Below are 23,954 nucleotides of genomic sequence, written 5' to 3'. Positions count from 1 at the left end.
CAGGTGAGACGAGCCGGCGCGTGGATCAGATCCACGCGCCGGAGCGACACGAACAGGGGGCTAGTTGGCCGCCGGCAGCGAGAACACGGTCAGCGTACCGCCGAGTGCCGTGTAGTTGCTGAGGGCCGCGTAGCCGCCGACTGCGCCGAGACCGGCGGTCGGATCGGTCAGGCCTGCGGCCAGACCGATGCCGGCCCAGCCACCGACGCCGGAGAGCACTGCGACATACTGCTTGCCGCCGTTCTCATAGGTCGTGACGTTGCCGATGATGCCGGAGGGAGTCTTGAACTTGTAGAGCTCCTTGCCGGACTTGGCGTCGACCGCCTTCAGGTAGCCTTCGAGCGTGCCGTAGAACACCACGCCGCCGGCCGTTGCGAGCGCACCCGACCAGACCGAGAACTGCTCCTTGTTCGACCAGACGATCTTGCCGGTCTTGCCGTCCCAGGCGATGAAATTGCCCATGTGGCTTTCACCCTGCGGCGGATACATCGAGAGCGTCGCACCCACATAGGGCTGGCCCGCGGTGTAGCTCACCTTGAACGGTTCGTAGTCCATGCAGACATGGTTGGTCGGAACGTAGAACAGCTGCGTGTCCGGCGAGTAGGCTGCCGGCTGCTCGTCCTTGGTGCCGAGCGCGGCCGGGCAGATGCCCTTCACGTTGTGGTCTTCACCGGCCTTGTCGGTCGAAGCTGCGTCGAGCACCTTCGGACGGCCATAGGTCGGCGAGTTCTTGTCCATGTCGACGCCGGAGGTCCAGTTCACCTTCGGATCGTACTTCTCGGCGACCAGCAGCTCGCCGCTCTCGCGGTCCATGGTGTAGGCGAGACCGTTGCGGTCGAAATGCGTCAGGAGCTTGCGCGCCTGGCCGTTGATCTGCTGATCCGAGAGGATCATCTCGTTCACGCCGTCATAGTCCCACTCGTCGTGGGGCGTCATCTGATAGACCCACTTGGCTTCGCCGGTGTCCGCGTTGCGCGCGAAGATGGTCATCGACCACTTGTTGTCGCCCGGACGCTGCTTCGGATTCCAGGTCGAGGGGTTGCCCGATCCGTAATAGACGAGGTTCAGAGCGGGATCGTAGGACATCCAGCCCCAGGTGCAGCCGCCGCCGATCTTCCACTGATCGCCCTGCCAGGTCTTCAGCGAGGAGTCGGCTCCGACCGGCTTGCCGAGCGAGGTGGTCGCCGCGGTGAACTTGATCTGGTCGTCCGGACCTTCGGAGAAGGCGCGCCAGGCCTGCTTGCCGGTCTTGAGGTCGTAGGCGGTGACGTGGCACTGCACGCCGAATTCGCCGCCGGAGATGCCGACCAGGACCTTGTCCTTGACGACGAGCGCCGCCGAAGTGCCGGTCTCACCCTTCGCAGGGTTGCCGTTGGTTGCACTCCAGGCCACCTGGCCCGTCTTGGCGTCGAGCGCGACGAGGTTGGTGTCGGCCTGATGCAGAATGATCTTGCCGTCGCCATAGGACAGGCCGCGATTCACCGTGTCGCAGCACATCACCGGAATGACGTTCGGGTCCTGCTTGGGCTCGTACTTCCAGACGATCTTGTTCTCGTTGGAAAGGTCAATGGCGTAGACCTTGTTCGGGAACGGCGTGTGGACGTACATCATGTTGCCGATGATCAGCGGGCCGCCCTCGTGGCCGCGCAGCACGCCGGTCGAGAAGGTCCAGGCGACCTGGAGCTTGCCCACGTTTTGTGCGTTGATCTGGTTCAGCTTGGAATAGCGGGTATTGGCGTAGTCGCCCGCCGGCATCACCCAGTCTTTCGGGTTCTGCGACATCTTGATCAGCTCATCATTGGCTGAGGCGCTGCCGACGGCGAGAGCCGCCGCGGAGCCAAGATAGGTCGCCAGTAGCACCTTGCGCATAGTTATTCCTCCGTTGGTCTCGTTTATTGTTTCCGAAGCATTGCTCAATCACCGGGCTTCTCGTCCGGCGTCTGCTCGTGCAGGGCGGTCACGATTGGGACCAGAAACGATGCTGTGGTGTTTCCTCCTCCTGATGAGAGCCACGGGTCCACGTGCAGCGGCCCGTTCTTGTTGTTCCTGCCGCAATCCCTAACCACTTCGCCACCGGGAAACTTGCCCAAGAGAGAAGGCGGTTTGCTCGATAGCGCACGGAGCCGAAGATTTTGATTTTGCAGTAGCGAATTCAGCGGCTTCGGTGCGCCTTTGAGACCGGCTTCTACGCTCAGGTTCCCCTTGACGGCGGTGCAACTAAGGCGGAGGATTAAGTTTCAAGAGTGGCGATGGAACGATGGCGCTCGTTTCACAAGACCGCTCAAATTCGAGGTAAACGTCACGCAATCACGGCTGAGGGCTCCAGCAGGCGCTGGTCGCGATTCGCGTCGAATCTCCGGATCAAACCAGTGGCTGGATTAATGTCCGACACCATTCACACGCTCTCGACGACCGGAATGACGCCGAAGCGCCAGATCCAGAGCTGGATCGACGGGCTCACGAGCCTGTGCGGGCATTTCGACGTCGATCCGCTGGAGGCATCCTCCCTCGAAGGGCGCATCGATTACACCACGGTCTCGCGCCTGAAGCTCTGTCAGATCGAGGTCAGCCAGCATCGCATCGCGCACACGCTGGCGCGCGCCAAGGCCAATGAACACCCGTACATCAAGATCCACTTCCAGACCTACGGCGTCTCCTATTTCGAGCAGGAAGGCCGGCATATCGAGATCAACCCCGGCGACATCATCGCCTATGACGTCTCTTGCCCGCACTCGATCATCAGCCCGGCCTTCACCCGCCACGACGTGGTGATCGTGCCGAAGGCACTGCTGCGCGACCGCGGATTCCCGTCGCAGCGGATGCCGGCCTGCAAGTTGACGGCGAAGACGGGGACCGGGCGGATCGCGCACGATTTCGTCCACGCCACGTTCGACGAGGCCGCGAAACTGTCGGCGAACAGCGCGGTCGGCGTTGCCGATTCGTTGATCGACCTGTTGCTGCTGCCGCTGCGCGAAGCCGACACGATGTTCGATCGTGTCGGGCCCGAGGCGATGTATGTGCGCGCCCAGTTCTTCATCCGCGAGCATCTGCGCGATCCCGATCTGTGCATCGACCAGATCTCCGCCGAGCTCGGCTGCTCCAAGCGCTATCTGCACATGCTGTTCTCCGAGCGCGGCACCACGGTGAGCGACTACATCTGGCAGGCCCGCCTGCAGAACTGCCGCCAGGAGCTCGAGGCCCACGCCGGCAAGACCATCACCGACGTGGCGTTCTCCTGGGGCTTCTCCAGCTCATCGCATTTCAGCCGCGTGTTCCGGAAATATTTCGGCGTGGTGCCGTCCTCGATCCACAAGGCGCAGCAGGTCGCCGCGAGCTCGGGCGAGCATTAGGCAGGAAGGGCGCGGAGCCCTCCCTTGCTTGCCGGACATTTTGATCTTGCCGATACTTGGTCGATCGAAGAATTCGCGGGGGAGCGCGACGCGCGACGTCTCTTGCGCGGCTGATCGCTATTGCAATCCGAGGCCGCTGCAATACCAGGCCATGTCTTCGTGTCTCCAGCCGCGCTTGACGCCCGATTCCTTGCATTCGTTGTAGGTCTTGAAGTTGGCTCCGTTGCGGCAGCCTGACGGGTAGGACCCGAAGCCGCCACCCGAGGTGGAGCATGCGACCGAGCTGACCTTCACTGCGGAAGTTGGGGCGTCGGTGCTTTTGGGCGCCGCGTTGGCCGAGCCGATCGACAGAATGGTCAGGGCGGCAACAAGAAAAACTGGAGCTTTCATCGCCTTCTTCTCCTGAATGGAGGATAGCGCTGTGCTATCCCAGGTGAATTATATCAAAATATGCAACCTGCGACAATGTGCCGGCTTAGGTTCGGTGAAGAGCTGATCTGGACAGCTTCAGGCGTGACGTCATGGACGGACGGATTGCGGCGCGAGGGCTGCAATCGCGGCGATGCTGCTTGTCACGCCGCCGTCGCGATGTAGGGAATGCTGGCGACGAGAGCGACCAGCAGCACCGCGTTGCCCAGCATTCCGCTCCAGTGCAGCTTGCGCAACCGGCGCGGAGCCTCGGCATCGCCGGCGTCCCTCGCGCTGAGCTGGTCGTCCATCCGTTGCATGAACCAGCGGCGTCCCCAGATCGCCAGCGCCGCGATCATGGCGACGCCCGTCGCAGCGAGCAGGCGGCCATCGAGCAGGAGGATCGCCGTTCCGATCAGTCCGGCAATGCGCATCACCAGGAAATGGGCGTTGAACATTCCGCGCAGCAACTGGGCAACTGGCTGGATGTCGAGCTTCACCAGCAGGAAGGCAGGCGATGCCAGCGTGAAATAGCCCATCGGAAAGAGCAGGATGACCATAACGGCAACGGCGACTGCATCCGGTGTCATGCGATCGGCCCTTCTTGTCCGCCCCATTGCGGCCTGGCGGCAGCGACGCACAATCATAGCGCGAAAATGCGCCTCCGACACTAGGCTTTGGTCGGACGCCGGGCCGGGAGGGGGCGCAGCCGGAGCCGCGCCGCCGCTCGAGGTTTCAGGCCGGTTCGAGCCCGAGCGACTTGGCGCTCTCGATCCAGATCGGCAGCTCGCGCTGGTACAGCTCGTTGGTCTCCTTGAAGCCGATCGCGGGCTCGAGCACGAAGGTCGCGAGCACCTCCTTGACCTTCGGGTCGCTGTTCGCGGCGACGCAGAGCTCCGCGAGGCGGTCGACCACCGGCTGCGGCGTCGCCTTCGGGACGGCCCAGCCCGAGAAGCCGCTCACGGTGAAGAACTTCGACGTCGCGCCCTGTTCGGGCAGCGTCTTCACGTTCGGGATCGCATCGACCTTCTTCGAATGCACCGCGAACACGGTGCCGCGGTCGCTTTGCAGGACCGATTGCGCCGCCGTGTAGCTGCCCATCGCGGCATCGAGCGTGCCTTCCAGCATCCCGGTCCACATCGGCGCCTCGCCGCGATAGTGCACCGGCTCGATGTTGAGGCCATATTGCTTGTTGAGCTCGTTGATCGTCATGTGCGGGGCGGAGCCCGCGCTGTAGGTGCCGAAATTCACCTTGCCGCTCTTGCGCGCGAAGGCGACGAAATCCTCCAGCGTCTTGACGCCGGTTTTCGGGTTCGCCACCAGCAGCAGGCCGGCGCCCGGAATGACGCTGACAAGCGCCAGGTCCTTGTCCATGTCGTAGCCGGGGTTCTTCATCACCACGCGGTTCATGATGTAGGTGGTCGAGATCGAGCACAGGATGGTGTGGCCGTCGGGCTCGGCGCGGGCCACCTCGGCGGTGCCGATCGCACCGGAGGCGCCGGGCTTGTTCTCGACGACGACGGTCTTGCCGACCTGCTTGGAGATGAATTCGCCATAGGCGCGCGCCAGCAGGTCGGTCTGTCCGCCGGCCGGATAGCTGCAGATCATGCGGATCTGCCGCGACGGCCAAGCGCCTTGTGCCGAGGCGCCGCGCGCGACGAAGGGCATTGCGAGGACTGTGGTACCGGCGGCAATGAAGCGGCGGCGATCGAATTGGGCGGTCATGATTCCCTCCTGATTTTGGCCGAACCTACTGCATCCACCTGGTGCTGCCATGGTCGGCAGGCGAGACAGATCAGCGCATTCAAGCGGGCGTTCGTGCCGCTTCTCCCGTCACCCGGACAATCGGTCCTTCCGGACCATCCGTTGCCAGACGATGTCGGTCACGGCCACCGCAATCAGGCCGAAAGTGCCGCCGATCAGCACGTTGACGATACGCTCCTCCGCGATGCCGCTGGCGCCGCCGGCAAAGGAGGCCGCCAGCGCGATGAAGAAGCAGCGCAGGCCGAAGCCGAGAACATAGCGCGAGAACGAGATCAGCGTGAGGGTGGCGGCGAGAACCGCGACCGCATAGCCGACCCGGCTCGCCGGCAGCGCCATTCCGGCGAGGAAGCCGAGCGGCACGCCAACGCAAGCGCCGATGGCCCGCTGCTTCAGCTTGCCGGTCGAGGCCGTGAGATCGCCGACCACGACGCTTGCGGCCGACCACATCACCCATTGTCCTTGCGGAAGGTCGAGGATCTCGACCAGCGCGGCCGCCGCGAACACCGCCAGGGCGGTTGCGAGCGCGGGGAGAAACCATTCGTCCGCGGGCGGCCCAAACGAGGTGGCGGCGGCATCGCCGCGCTGCCGCTGGTCGTAGATCTGGATGGCGCAGACCAGCGCCAGCGCAATCGGGGAGGAGACGATGATCACGCCGGCATGGCGCAGCGCTTCGGACGGACTGACACCCTCCCGCACCTCGCAGGCGAGATAGACGGCCGGGATGAACACCCAATTGCCGAGCGTGCGGAAATGCTCGCCATGGCGCGTCCCGGCCACCGCGAGAAAGCCGGCCAGTGCGGTCAGCACCACGAACAGCGGCTTGACCGGAGCGGCGAGGAAGAGCGCGGCAAAGGTGACGAGGATGGCAAGGTAGTGCCATGCGACGACCTTTGGCGGAAGCTGCAGCCGCAGCGCCGGAATCAGCAGCGAGACTGCGACCAGCCCGAGGTTGAGCAGCGCCGTCTCGCGCGCGATGAAATAGGCGGCGACCATCGGCCCGACGACGATCAGCGCGCGCAGCAGCTCGGCGGCCTTGATTTCGCGAGCGAGAAGATCGCGCAGGTTGCCGGTGATGGTCGGGGAATTCACGGGGCACCCAAGGGGCGGATGGAATGCGGGCATTATAAGCGTTCAGGGCGGGACTCGGCGAGTCGATGTCGGGCTCAGCACGCCGTCATTGCGAGCGCAGCGAAGCAATCCAGGATCTTTCCGCGGATGGACTCTGGATTGCTTCGCTGCGCTCGCAATGACGATGTGGAAATAGTCGTGCGCAAAAACGCAGGTCTCGTGCCCCGGACGCAGCGCAGCGTCTCCTCGACGGTGCGCTGCAAAGCCGGGGCCCATGCCGCAGCGAGTTGTGTGGCCTGCCGGGGCCCGGCTCTGCGCAGCAACGCTCACGCGTTGCAGCGCGTCCGGGACACGATAGCCTCACCGCTGAATGATCTTCATCCAGACATCGCCGAGGATGGCCGGCTCGCGCGGCGGCAGATAGGTGAGGCCGGACTGCTTGCCGAACTCGGCGATTTTCCCCGCCGCGGCGAGATCCGTCAGTGCCTTGTTGACCGCATCGATCAGGGCTGGCTCGCTGGTAAGTCCGACATAGCCGCGATTGGCGCCGATCGGATAGTAATAGCCTGAGGCTGTGATCGTCGTATCGGGATGCGCGGCGCGGTAGGCGTCGAAGCGGCCGAGGTCGATCAGCGTCGCGTCATGGTCGCCGCGCGCGAGCGCACCGAGGAGGTCGTCGCGGCCGGGAACGAGATGGGTGATGCTGTCGATCAGGCGCCCCTTGTCGAACGTCATCAGGATGGCATCTCCCAGCGATCCGCTCTCGATCGCGAGACGGAGGCCGGCGAGATCGCCGATGTCGGTGATCCCACGTCCTTTCGCCTTCGGCCCGAGCACCACTGTCATCGGCGAATAGATGTAGGGCTGGCTCGGCGCGAGCACGCCGAGCGCGACGCGGCGGCGCCGGTCATCGCGCGTCGCCCCGGCGAAATCCGGCAGGCGCGCCGTCTTCATGCCGGGCTTCACCAGGGAATCCTGCGTCAGGGCATAGCCGCCGACCAGCGCGCAGCGCCCGTCGGAGAGTAGCGCATTGGCTTCGAGCTGCGGACTGGAATCCTCGTCCAGCTTGCTCTCGAACCACTGGATTTTCAGCGGTCGTCCCATCCGCTCCGCAATGGCCTGCGCCAGCAGCACGTCGAAGCCGGCCTCCGGCTTGCCCTTGTGATGCACCGAGAGCGGGGGGCGGTCCTCGTCGAGGCAGATTTTCAGCGGATCGTCGGCCGCATGCGCAGCCGTCGCCGCGAGAAGCGCGGTGACGCTCCACGCGGCAAGCCAGGTCCTCATGGCTTCCTCCGGCTCGAGACGAAGACCCAGAGATCGCCGATCTCGTCCTCGCTGAGGATGTCGCCCCAGGGCGGCATCTTGTTGTTCTTGCCGTTCTTCACGGTGGTGACGAAGCGCGTCTTGTCGTCGGGAAAGGCGCGCAGGTCCGGCGTGATGGTGCCGGAGTTCATCATGTTGGGGCCGTGGCAGTGCGAGCATTTCGAAGCATAGGTCGACTTGCCGTGGTCGATCTGCGCCTGAAGTGGATTGCCGGTTGCATCGTCCGCGGCACGAACGGTCGCCGCAAGCGCGACCGTCAGCGCCGCGACGGTGGCGATCATCGCCACCGTCCTGTGAGTTGCCTCTTTCAGCATCGTGCCGTGGTTACTGCTTGACTGCAAAAACCCACAGCGAGCCGCCGGGCGGCACCTTGGCAAGCCGCTCGTCGCCGGAGAACAGCGAGTAGACGCCGCCATAGCCGCTCGTGACCGCGACATATTGCACGCCGTCCTGCTGCCAGGTCACCGGCTGTCCCTCGATGCCGGAGCCGGTCTGGAACTGCCAGAGCTTCTTGCCGGTGTCGGCATCGAACGCCTCGAACTCGCCGGTCAGCGCACCCGTGAACACGACGCCGCCCGCGGTCGAGAGCACGCCCGAGAAGCGCGGAATGTCGGCGGGGGCTTCCCACTTGGCCTTGCCGGTCATGGGATCGATCGCCTTCAGATGGCCGCGCGGGCCGTCACCCCACTCCCAGAGGTCGGTGAGGTCCATGCCGAGATACCATTCACCCTGCTTGAAGGTGACGGGCTCGGTCTTGTACCGGCCGCCGAAGGCGAGGGTGTTGGCGTAGGCGAGGCCGGTCTGCGGGTTGAACGACATCGGCTCCCAGTTCTTGCCGCCGAGGATCGACGGATAGACCGTGACCTTCTTGCCCTCGCGTGCGTCCTTCGAAACGTCGGTCTCGATCGGACGGCCGCTCTTCATGTCGATGCCGGTCGCCCAGTTCACCTTCACATAGGGGTTGGCCGCGAGCAGCTTCCCGTTGGTGCGGTCGAGCACGTAGAAGAAGCCGTTGCGGTTGGCGTCCATCAGCACCTTGGTCGGCTTGCCCTCGACATTCATGTCGGCGAGCACCATCTCGGCCACCGAGTCATAGTCGAACGGATTGTTCGGCGAGAACTGGTAGTGCCACTTGATCTTGCCGGTCTTGGGATCCATCGCCAGCACGGAGCAGGTGTAGAGATTGTCGCCGGGACGCACCGCCGAGTTGAACGGGCCGGGATTGCCGATGCCCCAATACACCGTGTTCAGTTCGGGATCGTAGGACCCGGTGATCCAGGTCGAGCCGCCGCCGAGCTTCCAGGTGTCGCCCTTCCAGGTGTCGCCGCCGGGCTCTTCCGGCGAGGGGATCGAATGGGTGCGCCAGAGATGCTTGCCGGTGGCCGGATCCCAGCCATCGATGAAGCCGCGGGTGCCGAACTCGGCGCCGGAGATGCCGGTGATGACGACGCCGTCGGCCACCAGCGGGGCCACCGTCATCGAATAGCCTTCCTTGATGTCGGCCGCCTTCTGCCGCCACAGCTCCTTGCCGTCCTTTGCGTCGAGCGCGATCACGTTGGCATCCAGCGTGGTGCGGAACACCTTGCCGTCGTAGAGCGCCGCGCCGCGGTTGATGATGCCGCAGCAGACGATGCGCGGCGTCTCGGCGGGATATTCGATCTTGGATTTCCAGATCTGCTTGCCGGTCTTGGCGTCGACCGCCATGGTCGCGTTGTGAGAGGTCACGTAGATCACGCCCTGGTACACCAGCGGCTGCGATTCCTCGCTGCGATCGTCGTTGAAGGAGTAGTTCCAGACCGGGACGAGGTTCTTGACGGTGTCCCTGTTGATCTGGTTCAGCGTCGAGAAGCGCTGCAGATTGTAGCCCATCCCGTAGTTGAGAACGTTCGACGTGTCGGTCGCACCCTTGACCAGCTGTTCGCTGGTCTGTGCGTACGCACAAGTTGATGCAAGCATGACGAGGCTCGCGGCCATCGCAAAGCGTTTCATCCGTTCCTCCCAATATGCGCGCCTTTTGACGCTGCGATCGCAACACTCCGCCCGAATGCAAAACGCGTCAATACGAAAGTCGTAATCGCGATGCCGATATGATGGACGACTGATGCCGGTGACCTGACGGAAACCTGACAACACACGCTGCACTTGTGCGCAGGCGCTGAGAAAATTCCGCCGCATGATGCAGCGCCGGACGAAAGCGGCGGAGTTGCGGACGGTCGGGTTCCCCCGAGGTGACCGTATGCAGGTTGCAATTCCGCTTGAACCCGGGCTCGCCTTGCGGACTTAATCTGCTCGATCCTGCCCGAATCGGGGCTCTTGATCTGGGAGGTCTTGATGATATCGCGTCGCTCTGTTGCACTTGCGCTCACGCTTGCTGTGCTGTCCGGCCCGGCCTGGTCGGCATCCGCCGTCAAGATGTTCGATACCGACAATGACGGCACGCTCGATCTGGCCGAGGTGAAGAAGGCCGCGACCGCGTTATTCGCAAAGCTCGATCCCGATCACGACGGCACGCTGGACGCGCGCGAATTGCGCGGACGGTTAACGGCGAAGGAGCTCGCGGCCGCCGATCCCGATCGCGACGGGACGCTCACGCTCGACGAGTATCTCGCCGTGGTCGAACAGCGCTTCAATGCGGCCAATCCGGACAAGGACGGAACGCTGGACGCGAAGGAGCTCAACTCGCGCGCCGGCCGCGCGCTGCTGCGCTTGCTGCGGTGAGTGCGGCAGGCGTTTGACTGGGAGCGAAGGCGACTTGCACGAGAGCGAAATTCGCGAGCGTTATGCGACAGTTCGCTGTGCTCCGTGGTTCGATTCCAGCTTGCGCTGTACCTGAGGCAGCCCTAGGTTTTGCCCGGCGCGATTGTCGCGCTCAATACCTTGGGAGACCCCGGATGGCTTGGAAAGCTCCGAAGATCGTGGAAGTGCCGGTCGGCATGGAAATCAACATGTACGCCTGCGCTGCGCGCAAGTAAGACTGACGAACCTGCCGCGGCCTCGGTGGCGAATGCCATCGAAGCCGTGGTAGTGTCGGGGCGCCGTCGCGCCCCATCCTTCGGTACCCCGCGCCCAGCCGTTCATGGAACGTGATCGCTCGGGTCGATCCTCCCCGGCAAGAGCGCTCTTCGCTTTTTTCGCCCGCCATCATGCGCTGACGCTCGGTCAGCGCTGCCGCAGGATTTGAGGCTTCAAATCGTCGCGCTCCGGCGTGTCCTTCGGTTGGCTGTCGAAACGGGCGTATCGAAGCGCCAGCGTCGGCAGGACCAGCAGGCTGAGCGCCATCGACGTCGTCAACCCACCGAGGATGACGATCGCCATCGGGCCCTCGATTTCACGTCCCGGCTCTCCGGCGCCTATCGCAAGCGGTAGCAATCCGAGGCCAGTCACGAGAGACGTCATCAGAATCGGAACGAGGCGGTCTGCCGCGCCCTCGATCGCGGTATCAAGCCCCCACACGCGGCCCTCGACCAGAACAAGATGCTCGTAGTGCGAGATGATGAGAATCGAGTTGCGCAGCGTGATGCCGAACAGCGTGACAAAGCCGACCATCGATCCGAGCGACAGCAGCCCGCCCGTCAACGCCAATGCGAACACGCCGCCGACAAAGGCAAACGGCAAGTTGATCATGACCAGCAACAGATTGCGCCAATGTCCGGTCACCATCGCAAGCAGAACGATGATGCCCGTTCCGGCCAGCAAGGAGTTGACGAGGAGGTCGCGCCGCGACCGGGCCTGCGCCTCGGCCGCCCCGGCAAATTCGAGATGGGCACCGGGCGGAAGCGTGACCTCGCGCGCGAGCTTGCGCTTGGCGGCGGCCACGAAGGATTCGAGGTCGCGTCCGCTGACATTCGACGTGACGGTCTGCACGCGCTGCGCATTCTGGTGCTGGATCTGATAACGCCCGGAGGTCTCGTAGACGTCCGCGATTTGCTTTAGCAGAATGTAGGCACCGCTCGGCGTGCGCACCGGCAAATCGCCGATCTGAGTGAGGCGCGCCCGGACATGCGCATCGAGAATCACGATGATGTTGAAGACAACATTGCCTTCATAGCCCTGGCCGACGATGTCGCCCTGATAGGCGGTGCGCACCAGCTCGAGCACATCGACGGCATCGAGGCCCCAACGCTGCAGATCGGTCGGGCGAAGCGTCACATTGACCTGCGGCATTCCCGGCGGAGATCGTCGCTGCACGTCCGTGGCGCCCCCAACCTCGTCGAGCTCGCGCGCGACGTCCCGTGCAGCACGATCGAGCGAGTCGAGGTCGGGCCCGTAGATGTTGATGACAACCGCGGCGGTGAAGCCCGATACCGTCTCTTCCACGCGCTCCGTCAAATAGGTCTTGGTGGAGAACACGATTCCGGGAAAATCGGCCAAGGCTGCCCTGATGCGCGCCTCGGCTTCGGATTGCGCCCGACCCGAGAGCCCCGGCTCCAGATCGATCTCGAATTCGCTGGAATGCGGACCAACCGTGTCGATGCCGGCCTCGGCGCGCCCGGCATGCTGCGCCACCCTGCGGACGCCGGGGATCTGTCGCAGCTTGTCCGTCATCAATTTGCCGATGCGCAGGGATTCGTCGAGCGAGGTGCCGGGGATCGCGGAGACATGCAGGATCAGATGGCCTTCGCGCAGATCCGGCAGGAATGTTCCGCCGAAGAAGGGGAGCATCGCTGCGCCGGCGATCGTGACGGCCGCGGCTGCCGCCATCACCAGCTTCGGGAAGCGGCCGATACGACGCAGCAGGCGCTGGTAATGGCGGCGGGACCACCTCACCGCGGGCGGTTCATGCAGGCGTTCGCTGCCGGTTCTGCCGGCGAGGAGCATCATGGAGAGAGCCGGCGTCACCGTGAGGGCGACCGCGAGCGAGGCTATCACGGCGAGGATGTAAGCTATGGCAAGAGGGCCGAACAGACGGCCGGCAATGCCGGAAAGCGCCAGAACGGGGAAGAAAACCAGCAGCACCGCAAACGTCGCATAGGCAACGGCGGTGCGGACCTCGAGGAAGGCATCGAGCACGACGCGAGGCTCGGGTCTCGGTATCGTCGCCCTGCGATTTTCCCGCAACCGGCGTACGACGTTCTCGACGCCGATGACGGCGTCATCGACAACTTCGCCGATCGCGATGGCGAGGCCGCCCAGCGTCATCGTGTTGAGCGTCTCGCCCATCCATTGCAACGCGAGCACCGCCGCTATCAGCGACAGGGGGATCGCGGTACAGCTGATGATCGAGGTGCGCCAGTCGAACAGAAATAGAAAGAGAACGACGACGACGAGCGCCCCGCCGATCAGCAGCGCGTTGAGAACGCTCCTTGTTGCGGCGTCGATGAAATTGGCGGGACGAAATATGTCCGCATGCAGCTTGACGCCGTCGGCTTCGAGGCCGGGGCGCAGCTCCTGCAGCGCGGCTTCCGCGCGTGTGGTGACCTCTCGCGTGTTCGCGCCGTATTGCTGGCTGATCATCAGCATGATGCCCGGCTCGCCGTCGATGAGGGCGGCCCCGATCGGCGGCTCGGGAGCGGTGACGACGGTGGCGACGTCGCCGAGGACCACGCTGGCGCCGCCTTCGTGCAGAAGAACCGTGCGGGCAAGCTGGTCGGGCGTCAGTGACTGGCCCTGGGTTTGCAGCGTGATGCGCTGATTGGCGGTATCGATGAAGCCGGCACCTCGCACGCCGGATGCCTTGCGCGCGGCGGCGAGCACATCGTTCAGGCCGACACGAAAGCGGATCAAATCATCCGGACGGACCTGGACCTGCAAAGACCTGACGTCTTTGCCGTATGTGGAAACTTGCGCCACGCCCTGGACCGCCAGCAGTCGTCTTGCCACGGTCCAGTCCGCGACGGTGCGCAATTCCATGAGCGATCGCGTGTCGGACGTGAGGCCGATGACCAGCACGGTGCCGGCCAACGGGGTCAACGGCGTCGTCGACGGCGGTTGAACACCCTGCGGCAATCGCGCGGCGACGACCGCGAGACGCTCCGTTACCAGTTGGCGCGCGCGGTAGATATCGCTGTGGGGTTGGAAGACGACTGTCACGACCGAGAGGCCCTGGATCGATGACGAGCGCAGGCTCTCGACCCCCGCGAGTCCGTTGATCGATGTCTCGATCGGTTGCGTGACCAGGATCTCGACATGCTCCGGGCTGAGGCCGGGAGCTTCGGTTTGGATGGTCACCTGGGGCGGGGCGAATTCGGGGAAGACGCCGTATTTGGCTTCGCTCAGCGCGAAGAGGCCGTAGCCCAGCAGCGCGAACGAAAGTGCAAGGACGATTCCACGGAAGCGGATAGCGAAGGTGATGAGAGCGGCTTGTGGCCCTGACCTGCCGGAGCCGATGTCATCAGTCGTCATCGCCGCCCCGGAGTTCGCTCTTGGCTTCCTCGGACAGCAGGACTTGTGCACCCCGCATGACGATTTCGGACCCGGATGGAATGTCCCGGACGACGTAGTCATCGTCCGAGACCGGCTGATCCATGCTGATAGGCTGCCGACGGAAGCTGTCGGGGCCCACACGCAGGTAAACCCACGCTCGCCCCTGCCACCGCACGATCGCGGTGTCCTCGATGAACACGCCCTCGTAGGTGTTGCCCGACGGCACATAAACGATGGTGTTCATGCCGGGCAGCAGCCCGCTGTCGCCCGGGGCAGAGAAAAAATAGCTCAATCCCTGGATCCGGGGATCGGTGCGTGTTGCCGGGGAGAGGTATTGGAGATCGATATTCGCGTTCCGCGTCGGCGCCTGTGCGAGAGCCGCGCCCGGCGCCGCCGTCACAGCCGCGCCCGGCGGCAACGTCACCTGAACAAGGAATTGGTCGCGCTCGATCAGCCTGACAACGGCGGGGGCGCGTTCGAGGATTCCCCGGCCGATCACCGGTCCCCACTCCTGCTGCGCTGTTGCCGCGAGAGTTCGGACCTGCGATTCCGCTGCGGTCAGCGCCGCCCTGTCGGCCCGCAACGTCCCTTCGGCGGTCTCGGCTTCCTTTCTCGGGAGAGCGGCGGAGTCGACCAGATTCTTGGTGCGGTCGAATGCGCTCTTGGCGACTTCAAGCCGGGCCTGCGCCGTCTGCAGTTGGGCCTGCGCATTGGCGTAGTTGTTGGTGAGCTCCGTGATGCGGGAGATGTCCAGCACCGCTCCATAGGCACGGATTTGCTCGGGATGCGGAGCGGCTTTGACAACCGCGGTTTCGAGTCCGATCTGCCCCTGCTGGCTGGGCGTAAGCTTGACCGCGGGCTGGTCATTGTTTGCGTTACGGGATGGCTCGGGGCGGCCCGCGTCCGATTTGTCCGACGGCGTTTGCGCAACTGCCTGCCGGACGTGGCCCGTGAAGGCGGTGATGCCGGCGACGCACGCCAGCAGATTCACGGCGACGGCGACGTCGCGCCAGGAGGTTTCTGTGAGAGCCATCAGCCTGTTAGCGTTGTGGGGAACCAGCTTATTGACGAAATGAGCGGGCGGCAAGGCGCCGGTTTCACGTCCGGATGGATGAAGTCGGTGCCGCCGAAGGCGAGGTCGGAAGGTGAAGTTCCGTCGTCGTATCGGCCGGCTCTGAAACTTCCCGCTGCCCGAAACGTAGCCCTTCATGCTAGTCTCAATCGCGCCCGTGAGAGGATCCCGGCATGAACCCGATCGACCTGGTGGTGACTGTGTGTGCGGTGCTCTCGCCTGCGACCTGCGAGGAGCAGCATCTGGTGTTCAACTATGCGGGCTCACCCCGCCAATGCGTCATGGCCGCGCCGCCCTATATCGCGCAATGGGTCGGCGAGCACCCGAAATGGCAGGCGGTGCGCTGGCGCTGCGAATATCCGCATCCCAACGACAAGGCGTGAGGCCTGACGAAGTCTATCCCCTCATGGTGAGGAGCCGCGAAGCGGCGTCTCGAACCATGCAGGCCCGGCCGCCAAAGCCGGGCCCTTCATCCTTCGAGACGCCTGCTGCGCAGGCTCCTCAGGATGAGGGAGAGCCGCCAGCTACTTCGTGCAGTCCTTCAGGTCCTTGTCGGCGATCGAGAACACCGCATCGGCCTTGATCTCGATATCGCGAACGATGCACTGCCGCGCGCTGGGATAGCTGACCTTGGCGTCGTAGCGGCCGGGCTCGACGCCGGTGATGCGCAGCCGCTCGTCGTGGTCGACCTCCTTGTCCTTGTCGTTCAGGCACTGGTTCGGTCCCCAGTCGGTCTTGCCGGCCGGCGAGAGCTGGAAGCCGGAGATCGTCTCCGTCGTCAGGTTCCAGAGCCGGATGCCTTTGCCCTTGGTCTGCGCGGCGGCTTCACCGGCACACACCAACACTGCGATCAAAACGAGACACCAACGCATCGATCCTCCCAAGCGGCGCCGCTATTGTCTGATCAGGCGCTCGCGGTTCTTTGCCTTGTCGAAATTCTTGGCGCGGTCAAGGCCAATCGGCGCAATCAGTCTGGCGGAGGTGAGATCGGCGCCCTCGAAATCGGTGTCGATGACGGTTGCCCCGGTCAGGTCAGCGCCGCCGAGCTGGGCGTTTCTGAGCGATGCGCCGGTCAGGTCGGCCCCCTTGAGCGAGGCAAATTCGAGATCGACCCGGGACAGATCGGCGTTGCGCGCGTTCAACTGTGCCAGATTGGCGGATCGCAGCACGGCGCGCATCAGTCCCATCGACTGGTTGCGCATGTCGGCACCGAGATGCGCATCCGCGATCGTCGCGCCGACCAGGCTCGCGCCGCTGAGATCGGCGGCGATGCGCGCCCCGGTCAGATCGGCGCCATCGAGGTGAGCGCGCGCCATCTGTGATGCGAATAGATTGGCCCCCTTCAGGCTCGCGCCTCTGAGATCCGCATCCAACAGCCATGCCTGATCGAGAATCGCTCCATCCAGCCGGGCGCCGGAGAGTTTCGTCTTGTTGAGCCGCGCCGTCCGCAGAACCGCCTTGGTCAGGTCGAGACCACTGAGATCGAGCCCCGACAACCGCTTGCCGGTGAAATCGGCGGGCGTGCCGGCGCTCGCATTGGCCAGCATGGTCTCGACCTCCTGCCGGCTCATCTCGGCGGAGACCATGGCGGGTGACGTCAGGTCGAGGTCGCGCAACATGTCCTGCGCGCGCGCCGTTGTCGCGAGCAGGGCGAGGCCAAGCGCCGTCAGGGCGATCGTTCGCTTCATCAGCAGACTCCGCTGCGGCCCAATCTAGCACGCCCCGCGCGGTTGCCTATGAGACATCCCGTGCAAGCCCGGCCTTGATCGCCGCGATCTCGGCTTCGCCGCGCTCCTCGCGCGGTATGCCGATGGGCACCTCGGCCAGAATTCGCGCCGGCCGCGGCGACAGGAAGAACAGGCGGTCGCCAAGGCGGATCGCATCGTCGAGACTGTGGGTGACGAGCAGCGTCATCACCGGGCGGCTCGCCACCAGCGTCGCGATCTCGTCGCGCAGACGGCCGGCGAGCGCGTCGTCGAGCGAGGCCAGCGGCTCGTCGAGCACGAGCAGGTCGGGCTCCACCGCAAAGGCGCGGGCGAGCGCGACGCGGCGGGCAAGACCGAGCGACAATTCGCCGGGGAAGTGGCTGCGATGTGCGTCCAGCTCCAGGATCCTGAACAGCTCCGACAGTTTTGCCTCGGTGACTTCAGGCGCAGCCAGTCGCACGTTCTGCTCGACCGAACGCCAGGGCAGCAGCCGCGGCTCCTGGAACACCATGCCGATCCGCGCCTCCGGCGGCCGGGCGACACGGCCCGCAAAGTCGTGGTCCAATCCCAGGATGATGCGCAGCATCGTGCTCTTGCCGCAGCCTGAGGGGCCGATCAGCACGCCGACCTCGCCGGATTGAAGCGCGAACTTGACCGGCGCCAGCACCTCGTGCGTTCCGCCCGCGGCACTCCTGAACGTCTTGCCTGTGATATCGACCTCAAGCCGCACGGGGCCGCCACCTGTTTGCGCGGGCTTCGAACGGCTGCACCAGCAAGGTTTCGATGACGAGCACGACGGCGGCGAAGGTCAGCGAATAGGCCAGCAGCCGCGGCGTGTCGAACAGCTGGAAGGCGACGCCGATCTCGAAGCCGACGCCGTTCGGCCGCCCGAGCAGCTCGGCGACCAGCACGATCTTCCACACCAGCGACAATCCCGACCGGGCCGAGGCCGCGATATATGGCGCAAGCTGCGGCAGCACGACGTGGCGGAACGCACGCCAACGCGGCATCGCGAATACGTGTGCCATCTCGTCCAGCGACCGGTCGAGCGCGCGCGTGCCCTCGCGCAAGGTGACGATGGCCGTCGGCAGCTTGTTGATGGCGATCGCCGCGATGGCCGCGGCTTCGGTCAGGCCGGCCCAGATGTAAGCGAGCACGATCACGACCAGCGCCGGCAAGTTGAGCAGCAGGATCAGCCAGGGATCGCCGAGCCGGTCGGCGAGCTTCACCCGTCCCATCAAATATCCGATCGCACTGCCGAGCGACATCGCCAAGGTGAAAGCGAGCGCGACGCGGGCCAGCGTCGCCCCGAGATGCAGGAACAGCGCGCCGCTCGATGCTTCCGCGATCATCACCTGAAGCACGGCAGGCGGGGAGGGCAGCTTGGCACCGCCCACGGCCAGCGCGGCAATCCACCAGATCACGAGGAAAAGGGCGAACGACAGCAGGCGCAGCACCTCAATCTCCGGGGACTGCGTGATAGAAGGTGCCGGGATCGAGCTCGGACGCCGGTCCGACGAGATCGCGGCCGCCGATCTCGGCCAGCACGCGGTAGAGCACGCGCGCATCCTTCTCCTCGTCGTCGATGCTCCGCCGTGGAATGCCGTCGCGGTAGCGCTCGCGATAGGTCTTCAGCATAGCCGGGTCGCTCGTGCCGGTGAGCGGCGCGATCTTCTCCCAGGCCGCGTCGGACGTGACCAGCAGCTGCTTGGCCTTGCGGGTCATCGCGACGAAACGGGCGACCGCATCCTTGTGGCTCGCGGCCCAGCTCTCGTCGAAGACATAGCCGACCGCGGACACCGCACCCTTGGCGCCCAGCTTCGGCAGAATTTCCTCGATGCCGGCGAGGCGCCTGAAACCCTTGGCCTCGAGCTGGGCGCAGAAATTCCAGAAGTTGAGGCTCGCCTCCATCTCGCCGTCGAGGGCCTTGGCCGCGATCAAGGGCGGGGCGCCGTAGACGATGGTCGCTTCCGACTTCAGGTCGATGCTGTCCTGCTTCATCCGCGCCTGGAGCAGCAGCCAGCTCTTGTCGATCGCCCCGCCGGCGACCGCGAGCTTGCGGCCCTTGAGGTCGGCGAGCGTCTTGATCGGCGATGCCGCCGGCACCATCACCGCGCCGAGCGCGCTGGAATAGGGATAGAAGGTGAGCTTTGCGCCCAGTCCGCGCTCGCGCGACACCCACAGCCAGTCGGACAGGATGATGTCGGCGCTGCCGGCGCGCATTGCGATTTTGCCGGCCTCGGTGCTTGCGAGCTCGGTGACCTCCAGCGACAGATCGGCCTCCTTGTCGAGCCCGGCGCTGCGGATCGCGGCCAGCTCCCAGGAAAATGTCCCGGTCTTCTGCACCGCGAGGCGGATGGTATCCGCGGCGTCGGCTGGAGCTGCCAGCGCCAGAGCCAGCGTCGCCGCGAGCGCCAATGTTCGTCCCAGAACTCTCATCGCCTTGTGAGCCGTTTCCTCTGACAGAGTGCTTTTCAGGACAATACGCATAGCATAGCTTTGGTCGCAACCAGCGGGAGGACGCGCATGAAACTGGCCGGACAGCTACGACCGATTGTCGCCGCATTGGCGGTATTGGCGGCGACCGCGTGCGTGGCCCGGGCCGAGGAGGCCAACGACTATCCGACCTCGGCGCGCGCGGAATATGTCTATGGCTGCATGAAGGCCAATGGCGAGAGCCGCCAGTCGATCGAGCAATGTTCCTGCTCGATCGACGTGGTCGCCTCGATCGTGCCTTATGCACGCTACGTCACCGCAGAGACCGCGCTCAGCATGTCGCAGGTGCGCGGCAATCTCGGCGTCCAGTTCCGCACCTCGGAGCAGGCGAACTCGGCGGTGAACGATCTGCGCCGTGCGCAGGCCGAGGCTGAGGTGAGGTGTTTCTGATGCTGTCTTCCCTTCTCCCCTTGCGGGAGAAGGTGGCGCGAAGCGCCGGATGAGGAGTTTCTCACGGCGCGCTCATCCGTGGAGACAGACCCCTCACCCGTCTCGCCGCTGTCGCGGCGATCCACCCTCTCCCGCAAGGGGAGAGGGGAAGTCGGCGCAAGGCCCGTGCCTCACGTCCCCGGCTTCTCCACATCCCACTCGTTGCGGAACACGTGCCCATCCGTGTCCTTTGCCTCGGCGCGGAAGCGCTTGGCGCCGTTGGAGACGTAGGTGAAGCGCAAATTGGGATCCTCGGAGATCGAGATGCCGCCTTCCATCGACAGCACGGGGCTGTCGTCCTGCGTCAGCTTGAGCTGGTTGACGAAGAAGGCGGGAATATAGAGCTGCGTGACTTGGTCCATCTGCAGGCCGGAATTGTTGGGATGGCCGATCATGATCTGGGCTTCGCGGACGCGGCTCGCCGGCGCTTCCTCGCGCGCGAATTGGCGGTAGCGCATCTGGCCGAGCCGGTTCCTGGCTTCCTCGACGTTCTTTCCCGCCGGCGCCGAGCAGCCGCCTGAGGCTTTCACATAGACCTTGGAGACGTAGAGCTGACCGTCGCTCAGCTCTGCGACGGCGTGGACGTCGGTATAGTTGTTGACGCGCACGCGCGTGGAGATCTCGGTGACGTTGGCATCCGCGCCAAGCTCGAACTTCGCGGCCATCGGCGCGGGATTGCGGTCGATCACCAGCGTGATCGAGCGGATGCGGCGGCTGTCGGCCGGCGACAGCTTGCTGCGCAGGGTCACCGGCACGATGGCGGCGTCCTCGGCGCGATACGGCATCTCGATGCCGATGATGTCGGCGCCGTCGTTCATCGGACGGCTGTTGAAGATGTCCTGCACCAGGCCCGGCCAGGGATCATAGGCATCCTCGGCCTGCGCCGGCATCGCGAGGGCGATGCCGAGCAAGGCGGCGATCAGGGGCAGGCGGCGAGTGCATCCCATCATGGTCGTGATCCCGCGACGAAGCAGTGTCTGGCCCAGCGTAGCGCGCCCGCTACTCCCATTCAATTTCCGAAAATGCTGCGGTTGCGTTGCGGGCATTGTAGTCCTCGAACAGCTGCCAGTGTGACCGCTCTTCAGTGGCCGCCTTGTCCGCGGCCGCCCGGATCGGCTCGCCTTTCTTGTTCAGCGTGCGAACGTCGGACAGCAGCTTTGACAGGTAACGCCGTTCATCGGCCAGCGCCGCGGGCCACGCGCTCACAGGGCCGTGACCGGGAACGACGCGCACGGCCGGGATGGTCTCCAGATCCCCGAGCGTGGCGAGCCAGCCGCGAATGCTGCCGTCCATCACCGGAATGTGGCGGAGAAAGACGAGATCGCCGGCAAACAGGGTTTTCGTGGTTTCGTCGTAAACGGTCAGGTCATTGTCGCTGTGCCCGGCCGGCCATGCGCGCAAGGTCAGGCGGCGGGCGCCAAGATCGAGCGTCAGCGTGTCCGTGACGAGCATTGTCGGCGGCACGATCTTCACAGGATCGATCAGCTCGCTGCCCATGATGCGTCTGAAATTGTCGAGATAGAACGGGCCGCGCGTTGCCAGCGCCTGCGGCAGCCTGCTGTGGCCGACGAAGCTGGTTCCGTCCGCAACGAAGGCGGCGTTGCCGAAGATATGGTCGGGATGGCCGTGGGTGTTGATGACGTAGCGGATCGGCTTCTTGGTGCGTGCCTTCACCGCCGCCAGCAGCGCCTCGCCCTCGCGAAAACTGCCGCCGGTGTCGATCACGGCCACCGCGTCATCTCCGACGATGAAGCCGACATTGGCGATGTCGCCCTCGTTCTCGCGGCTCATCAGGGCGATGGTCCCGGAGTGTAGGAAGATTCCCGGCGCGACTTCGCTCACAGGCAATTCGGCTGCTCCGGCGCGTGCTAGCGTCGCCGTTCCCAGGGACAAGACTGCAATCACGAAAGCAATGCGAAACACTTTTCCGCCTCAGTTCGAAGGGTTTGTCGCGTTGCACTGCAGCAAAGCGAAGCCGGCACAAGGCTTGGCAAAACATGGCGCGTCATGCGTTGATAACATTCAAACAAAATGAGGAGGAAGCGCGATGACGGAGGCCGGACGACATCGTCGCTGGTTGGCCCTGCTGTGGGGCCTGGCTGCAACCTGCGCTCTGGGCGACGTCGCCCTTGCGCAGACGAGCGAGACCGGAGACCTCTCGTTCGAGCTGGTCGATCCGAAGGTGCTGCGCGTCTGCGCCGACCCGCGCAATCTGCCGTTCTCCAACGAGAAGGGCGAGGGCTTTGAGAACAAGCTCGCCGAATTCCTGGCGGACAAGCTGCAGAAGAAGCTCGACTACGTGTTCTTTCCGCAGGCCACCGGCTTCGTGCGGATGACGCTGGGCGCGCATCGCTGCGATGTCATCATGGGCTTCCCGCAAGGCGACGACCTCGTGCAGGGCACCAATCCCTATTACCGCACGACCTATGCGCTGGTTGCCAAGACCGGCAGCGGGCTCGAGGAGGTCGATACGCTCGAGGATGCGCGCCTGAAGGGCAAGCATGTCGGCATCGTCGCCGGTACACCGCCGGCGACCAACATGGCCCTTGCAGGTCTGATGGGCGATGCAAAGCCTTATCCCTTGATGATCGACACGCGTTTCGACAATTCGGCGCAGGCCATGATCGACGATCTCGCCGCCGGCAAGATCGACGCCGGCGTGCTGTGGGGACCGATGGCCGGCTATTACGCCAAGAAGGCCGGCTCGCTCCATGTCACGCCGCTGGTGAAGGAAACGACGGGGCCGAAACTGGTCTATCGCATCGGCATGGGCGTGCGGCCCGCGGACCAGAACTGGAAGCGGCAGCTCAACCGGCTGATCCAGGAGAACCAGGGCGAGATCAACAAGATCCTGCTCGACTTCGGCGTGCCGCTGCTGGACGAGAGCGACCGGCCGCTCGGTGCGGAGACGGCCAAGAAGACGCCATGAGACGGGCTTCTGCCGCTGCGCTCGTCGCCGTCATGCTGGCGGCACCAGCATTCGCGCAGCAGCAGGAGCCATTCGAGCCCGAGGGGTATCGCACCGACAATTACCGCGCGCCGGTGCCGGCGACGCTGGCGCACGCGCGTGTGCTCACAACGGCGGAAGCCGAAGCGATCTGGCGCGCCAGGAGCGGCGCGTTCGTCGACGTGATGCCGCGTCCGCCGAAGCCGAAGAACCTGCCTGAGGGCACCGTCTGGCGCGACATGCCGCGCAAGAACATTCCGGGCAGCATCTGGCTGCCCGATACCGGCTACGGCAATCTGCCGGCGGCAATGGACGATTATCTTCAGCGCGGCCTCGCGCGTGCCTCGCGCGGCGACAGAGCCGCGCTGCTGGTGATCTATTGCCTCGCCGATTGCTGGATGTCGTGGAATGCCGCCAAGCGCGCGCAGGCTTACGGCTACTCCAACATCGCCTGGTACCCTGAAGGCACCGACGGCTGGGAGCACGCGAAGCTTCCGACGGAAGATGCGCAGCCGGAGCCGCGGCCCGAGCAATAATGGATCGTCATGCCCGGGCTTGTCCCGGGCATCCACGTTCTTGGCTTGTGGGTAAACGCGGATGGCCGGGACAAGCCCGGCCATGACGCCGTGTTGCAGGCACGAAGAGGCGAAGCAAAGCCTACTGCTTCTGCAGCTTCGTCAGCGTGCCCGTGCCGTTGGTGTCGGTGGCCGAATACGTCACCCTGTCGCCGGCATGAACCGCGTCCAGCATGGCGGCATCCTTGGTCTTGTATTCCTGCATCGCGCCGGCACCACCGGCGCTGCCGCCGACCGTGCCCTTCTGGATCTGCTGGATCGAAATGGTGCCGTTGAGCCGGTCGATCCGCGTGACCATTCCGGTCATATCGTCAGCAAAAGCACTGGATGCGAGCATGGTGATGACCGCAGCGCTTGCGAGGATGATTCTTGTGGTTCCCATCGAGGCCTCCCGACGTCTTGGAGTTCACTTCGACAAGCCAACATAAATCGATTTGGTTCCGGCAGATAGCG

Annotated in this window: 25 protein-coding genes; 7 read left to right on the top strand and 18 right to left on the bottom strand. The window is 64.7% G+C overall.

Annotated elements, in window-relative coordinates; all coding sequences use genetic code 11:
* Nucleotides 1-60: 60 nt before the first annotated feature.
* On the bottom strand, nt 61-1,869 hold the full coding sequence (gene xoxF5, locus JQ617_RS10965; RefSeq protein ID WP_063688520.1) for a lanthanide-dependent methanol dehydrogenase XoxF5: 1,809 nt from the start codon (nt 1,867-1,869) through the stop codon (nt 61-63).
* 512 nt (nt 1,870-2,381) lie between these two features.
* On the opposite strand from xoxF5, the gene JQ617_RS10960 reads away from it, so the two are divergent.
* Entirely contained in the window at nt 2,382-3,350 is a 969-nt protein-coding gene (locus JQ617_RS10960) for a helix-turn-helix domain-containing protein (RefSeq protein WP_212026325.1), read from the top strand.
* 117 nt (nt 3,351-3,467) lie between these two features.
* On the opposite strand, the gene JQ617_RS10955 is transcribed toward JQ617_RS10960, so the two are convergent.
* The 7 genes from JQ617_RS10955 to JQ617_RS10925 form a co-directional block, all read right to left on the bottom strand.
* Nucleotides 3,468-3,740, bottom strand: coding sequence for a hypothetical protein (locus JQ617_RS10955; protein ID WP_145661869.1), 273 nt, complete (start codon nt 3,738-3,740; stop codon nt 3,468-3,470).
* A gap of 182 nt (nt 3,741-3,922) precedes the next feature.
* Nucleotides 3,923-4,348, bottom strand: a complete 426-nt coding sequence (locus tag JQ617_RS10950) for a hypothetical protein (RefSeq protein WP_212026324.1) — start codon at nt 4,346-4,348, stop codon at nt 3,923-3,925.
* 145 nt (nt 4,349-4,493) lie between these two features.
* A complete protein-coding gene (locus tag JQ617_RS10945) occupies nt 4,494-5,483 on the bottom strand; it encodes a Bug family tripartite tricarboxylate transporter substrate binding protein (RefSeq protein WP_063688512.1) in 990 nt (329 codons plus the stop codon).
* Nucleotides 5,484-5,591: 108 nt separating this feature from the next.
* Nucleotides 5,592-6,611: an FUSC family protein gene (locus tag JQ617_RS10940; RefSeq protein ID WP_349630606.1), complete on the bottom strand. Its 1,020-nt coding sequence runs from the start codon at nt 6,609-6,611 to the stop codon at nt 5,592-5,594.
* Between the two features lie 339 nt (nt 6,612-6,950).
* Nucleotides 6,951-7,874 carry a type 2 periplasmic-binding domain-containing protein gene (locus JQ617_RS10935; protein WP_212026322.1) on the bottom strand — a complete coding sequence of 308 codons (924 nt, stop codon included), beginning with the start codon at nt 7,872-7,874 and terminating at the stop codon, nt 6,951-6,953.
* On the bottom strand, nt 7,871-8,227 hold the full coding sequence (locus JQ617_RS10930) for a c-type cytochrome (protein ID WP_212026321.1): 357 nt from the start codon (nt 8,225-8,227) through the stop codon (nt 7,871-7,873). Before JQ617_RS10930 ends, JQ617_RS10935 begins: the two co-directional genes overlap by 4 nt.
* A gap of 10 nt (nt 8,228-8,237) precedes the next feature.
* Entirely contained in the window at nt 8,238-9,902 is a 1,665-nt protein-coding gene (locus JQ617_RS10925) for a methanol/ethanol family PQQ-dependent dehydrogenase (RefSeq protein ID WP_212026320.1), read from the bottom strand.
* A gap of 342 nt (nt 9,903-10,244) precedes the next feature.
* Between JQ617_RS10925 and lanM the strand changes: the two genes are divergently transcribed.
* Complete coding sequence (gene lanM / locus JQ617_RS10920) at nt 10,245-10,631, top strand: lanmodulin LanM (protein ID WP_063690681.1); 387 nt, start codon at nt 10,245-10,247, stop codon at nt 10,629-10,631.
* Between the two features lie 173 nt (nt 10,632-10,804).
* Nucleotides 10,805-10,885: a pyrroloquinoline quinone precursor peptide PqqA gene (gene pqqA, locus JQ617_RS10915; protein WP_012029362.1), complete on the top strand. Its 81-nt coding sequence runs from the start codon at nt 10,805-10,807 to the stop codon at nt 10,883-10,885.
* A gap of 187 nt (nt 10,886-11,072) precedes the next feature.
* On the opposite strand, the gene JQ617_RS10910 is transcribed toward pqqA, so the two are convergent.
* Both JQ617_RS10910 and JQ617_RS10905 read right to left on the bottom strand, forming a co-directional pair.
* A complete protein-coding gene (locus tag JQ617_RS10910; protein ID WP_212026319.1) occupies nt 11,073-14,255 on the bottom strand; it encodes an efflux RND transporter permease subunit in 3,183 nt (1,060 codons plus the stop codon).
* Nucleotides 14,245-15,309 (bottom strand): RND family efflux transporter, encoded by a 1,065-nt coding sequence (locus JQ617_RS10905; RefSeq protein WP_212026804.1) that lies wholly within the window; start codon nt 15,307-15,309, stop codon nt 14,245-14,247. The genes JQ617_RS10910 and JQ617_RS10905 overlap by 11 nt, the downstream gene beginning before the upstream one ends.
* 212 nt (nt 15,310-15,521) lie before the next feature.
* Between JQ617_RS10905 and JQ617_RS10900 the strand changes: the two genes are divergently transcribed.
* The gene (locus tag JQ617_RS10900; RefSeq protein WP_063688494.1) at nt 15,522-15,731 is read left to right on the top strand and encodes a hypothetical protein; all 210 of its coding nucleotides are present in this window, start codon (nt 15,522-15,524) and stop codon (nt 15,729-15,731) included.
* Nucleotides 15,732-15,872: 141 nt separating this feature from the next.
* Here the strand turns inward: JQ617_RS10900 and JQ617_RS10895 are convergent, their stop codons facing one another.
* The 5 genes from JQ617_RS10895 to JQ617_RS10875 are packed head-to-tail and all read right to left on the bottom strand — an operon-like array spanning nt 15,873 to nt 19,493.
* Nucleotides 15,873-16,220, bottom strand: coding sequence for a hypothetical protein (locus JQ617_RS10895; protein WP_063688491.1), 348 nt, complete (start codon nt 16,218-16,220; stop codon nt 15,873-15,875).
* Nucleotides 16,221-16,241: 21 nt separating this feature from the next.
* On the bottom strand, nt 16,242-17,036 hold the full coding sequence (locus JQ617_RS10890; protein ID WP_212026318.1) for a pentapeptide repeat-containing protein: 795 nt from the start codon (nt 17,034-17,036) through the stop codon (nt 16,242-16,244).
* A 46-nt stretch (nt 17,037-17,082) separates the two neighbouring features.
* On the bottom strand, nt 17,083-17,784 hold the full coding sequence (locus tag JQ617_RS10885; protein WP_212026317.1) for an ABC transporter ATP-binding protein: 702 nt from the start codon (nt 17,782-17,784) through the stop codon (nt 17,083-17,085).
* Nucleotides 17,774-18,511, bottom strand: a complete 738-nt coding sequence (locus JQ617_RS10880) for an ABC transporter permease (protein ID WP_212026316.1) — start codon at nt 18,509-18,511, stop codon at nt 17,774-17,776. Before JQ617_RS10880 ends, JQ617_RS10885 begins: the two co-directional genes overlap by 11 nt.
* Nucleotide 18,512: 1 nt before the next feature.
* Nucleotides 18,513-19,493, bottom strand: a complete 981-nt coding sequence (locus tag JQ617_RS10875; protein WP_212026315.1) for an ABC transporter substrate-binding protein — start codon at nt 19,491-19,493, stop codon at nt 18,513-18,515.
* 87 nt (nt 19,494-19,580) lie between these two features.
* Here JQ617_RS10875 and JQ617_RS10870 point away from each other — a divergent pair, with 87 nt between their 5' ends.
* Nucleotides 19,581-19,940, top strand: a complete 360-nt coding sequence (locus JQ617_RS10870) for a hypothetical protein (RefSeq protein WP_027562375.1) — start codon at nt 19,581-19,583, stop codon at nt 19,938-19,940.
* A 170-nt stretch (nt 19,941-20,110) separates the two neighbouring features.
* Here JQ617_RS10870 and JQ617_RS10865 read toward each other — a convergent pair whose 3' ends face one another.
* Both JQ617_RS10865 and JQ617_RS10860 read right to left on the bottom strand, forming a co-directional pair.
* Complete coding sequence (locus JQ617_RS10865) at nt 20,111-20,929, bottom strand: quinoprotein dehydrogenase-associated SoxYZ-like carrier (RefSeq protein ID WP_063688477.1); 819 nt, start codon at nt 20,927-20,929, stop codon at nt 20,111-20,113.
* A 49-nt stretch (nt 20,930-20,978) separates the two neighbouring features.
* Nucleotides 20,979-21,902 carry a quinoprotein relay system zinc metallohydrolase 2 gene (locus tag JQ617_RS10860; protein WP_212026314.1) on the bottom strand — a complete coding sequence of 308 codons (924 nt, stop codon included), beginning with the start codon at nt 21,900-21,902 and terminating at the stop codon, nt 20,979-20,981.
* A 124-nt stretch (nt 21,903-22,026) separates the two neighbouring features.
* On the opposite strand from JQ617_RS10860, the gene JQ617_RS10855 reads away from it, so the two are divergent.
* Both JQ617_RS10855 and JQ617_RS10850 read left to right on the top strand, forming a co-directional pair.
* On the top strand, nt 22,027-22,908 hold the full coding sequence (locus tag JQ617_RS10855; protein WP_063688471.1) for a substrate-binding domain-containing protein: 882 nt from the start codon (nt 22,027-22,029) through the stop codon (nt 22,906-22,908).
* On the top strand, nt 22,905-23,462 hold the full coding sequence (locus tag JQ617_RS10850; protein ID WP_212026313.1) for a PQQ-dependent catabolism-associated CXXCW motif protein: 558 nt from the start codon (nt 22,905-22,907) through the stop codon (nt 23,460-23,462). Before JQ617_RS10855 ends, JQ617_RS10850 begins: the two co-directional genes overlap by 4 nt.
* 121 nt (nt 23,463-23,583) lie before the next feature.
* Here JQ617_RS10850 and JQ617_RS10845 read toward each other — a convergent pair whose 3' ends face one another.
* On the bottom strand, nt 23,584-23,883 hold the full coding sequence (locus JQ617_RS10845; RefSeq protein WP_212026312.1) for a copper-binding protein: 300 nt from the start codon (nt 23,881-23,883) through the stop codon (nt 23,584-23,586).
* Nucleotides 23,884-23,954 lie beyond the last annotated feature (71 nt).

Origin of the sequence: Bradyrhizobium sp. KB893862 SZCCT0404, from assembly GCF_018130885.1 — a bacterium.
In the GTDB taxonomy this organism is placed as follows: Bacteria; Pseudomonadota; Alphaproteobacteria; order Rhizobiales; family Xanthobacteraceae; genus Bradyrhizobium; species Bradyrhizobium stylosanthis.
The sequence above is the reverse complement of the archived record's forward strand: the minus strand, read 5'-3'. Positions and strand labels throughout refer to the sequence as shown.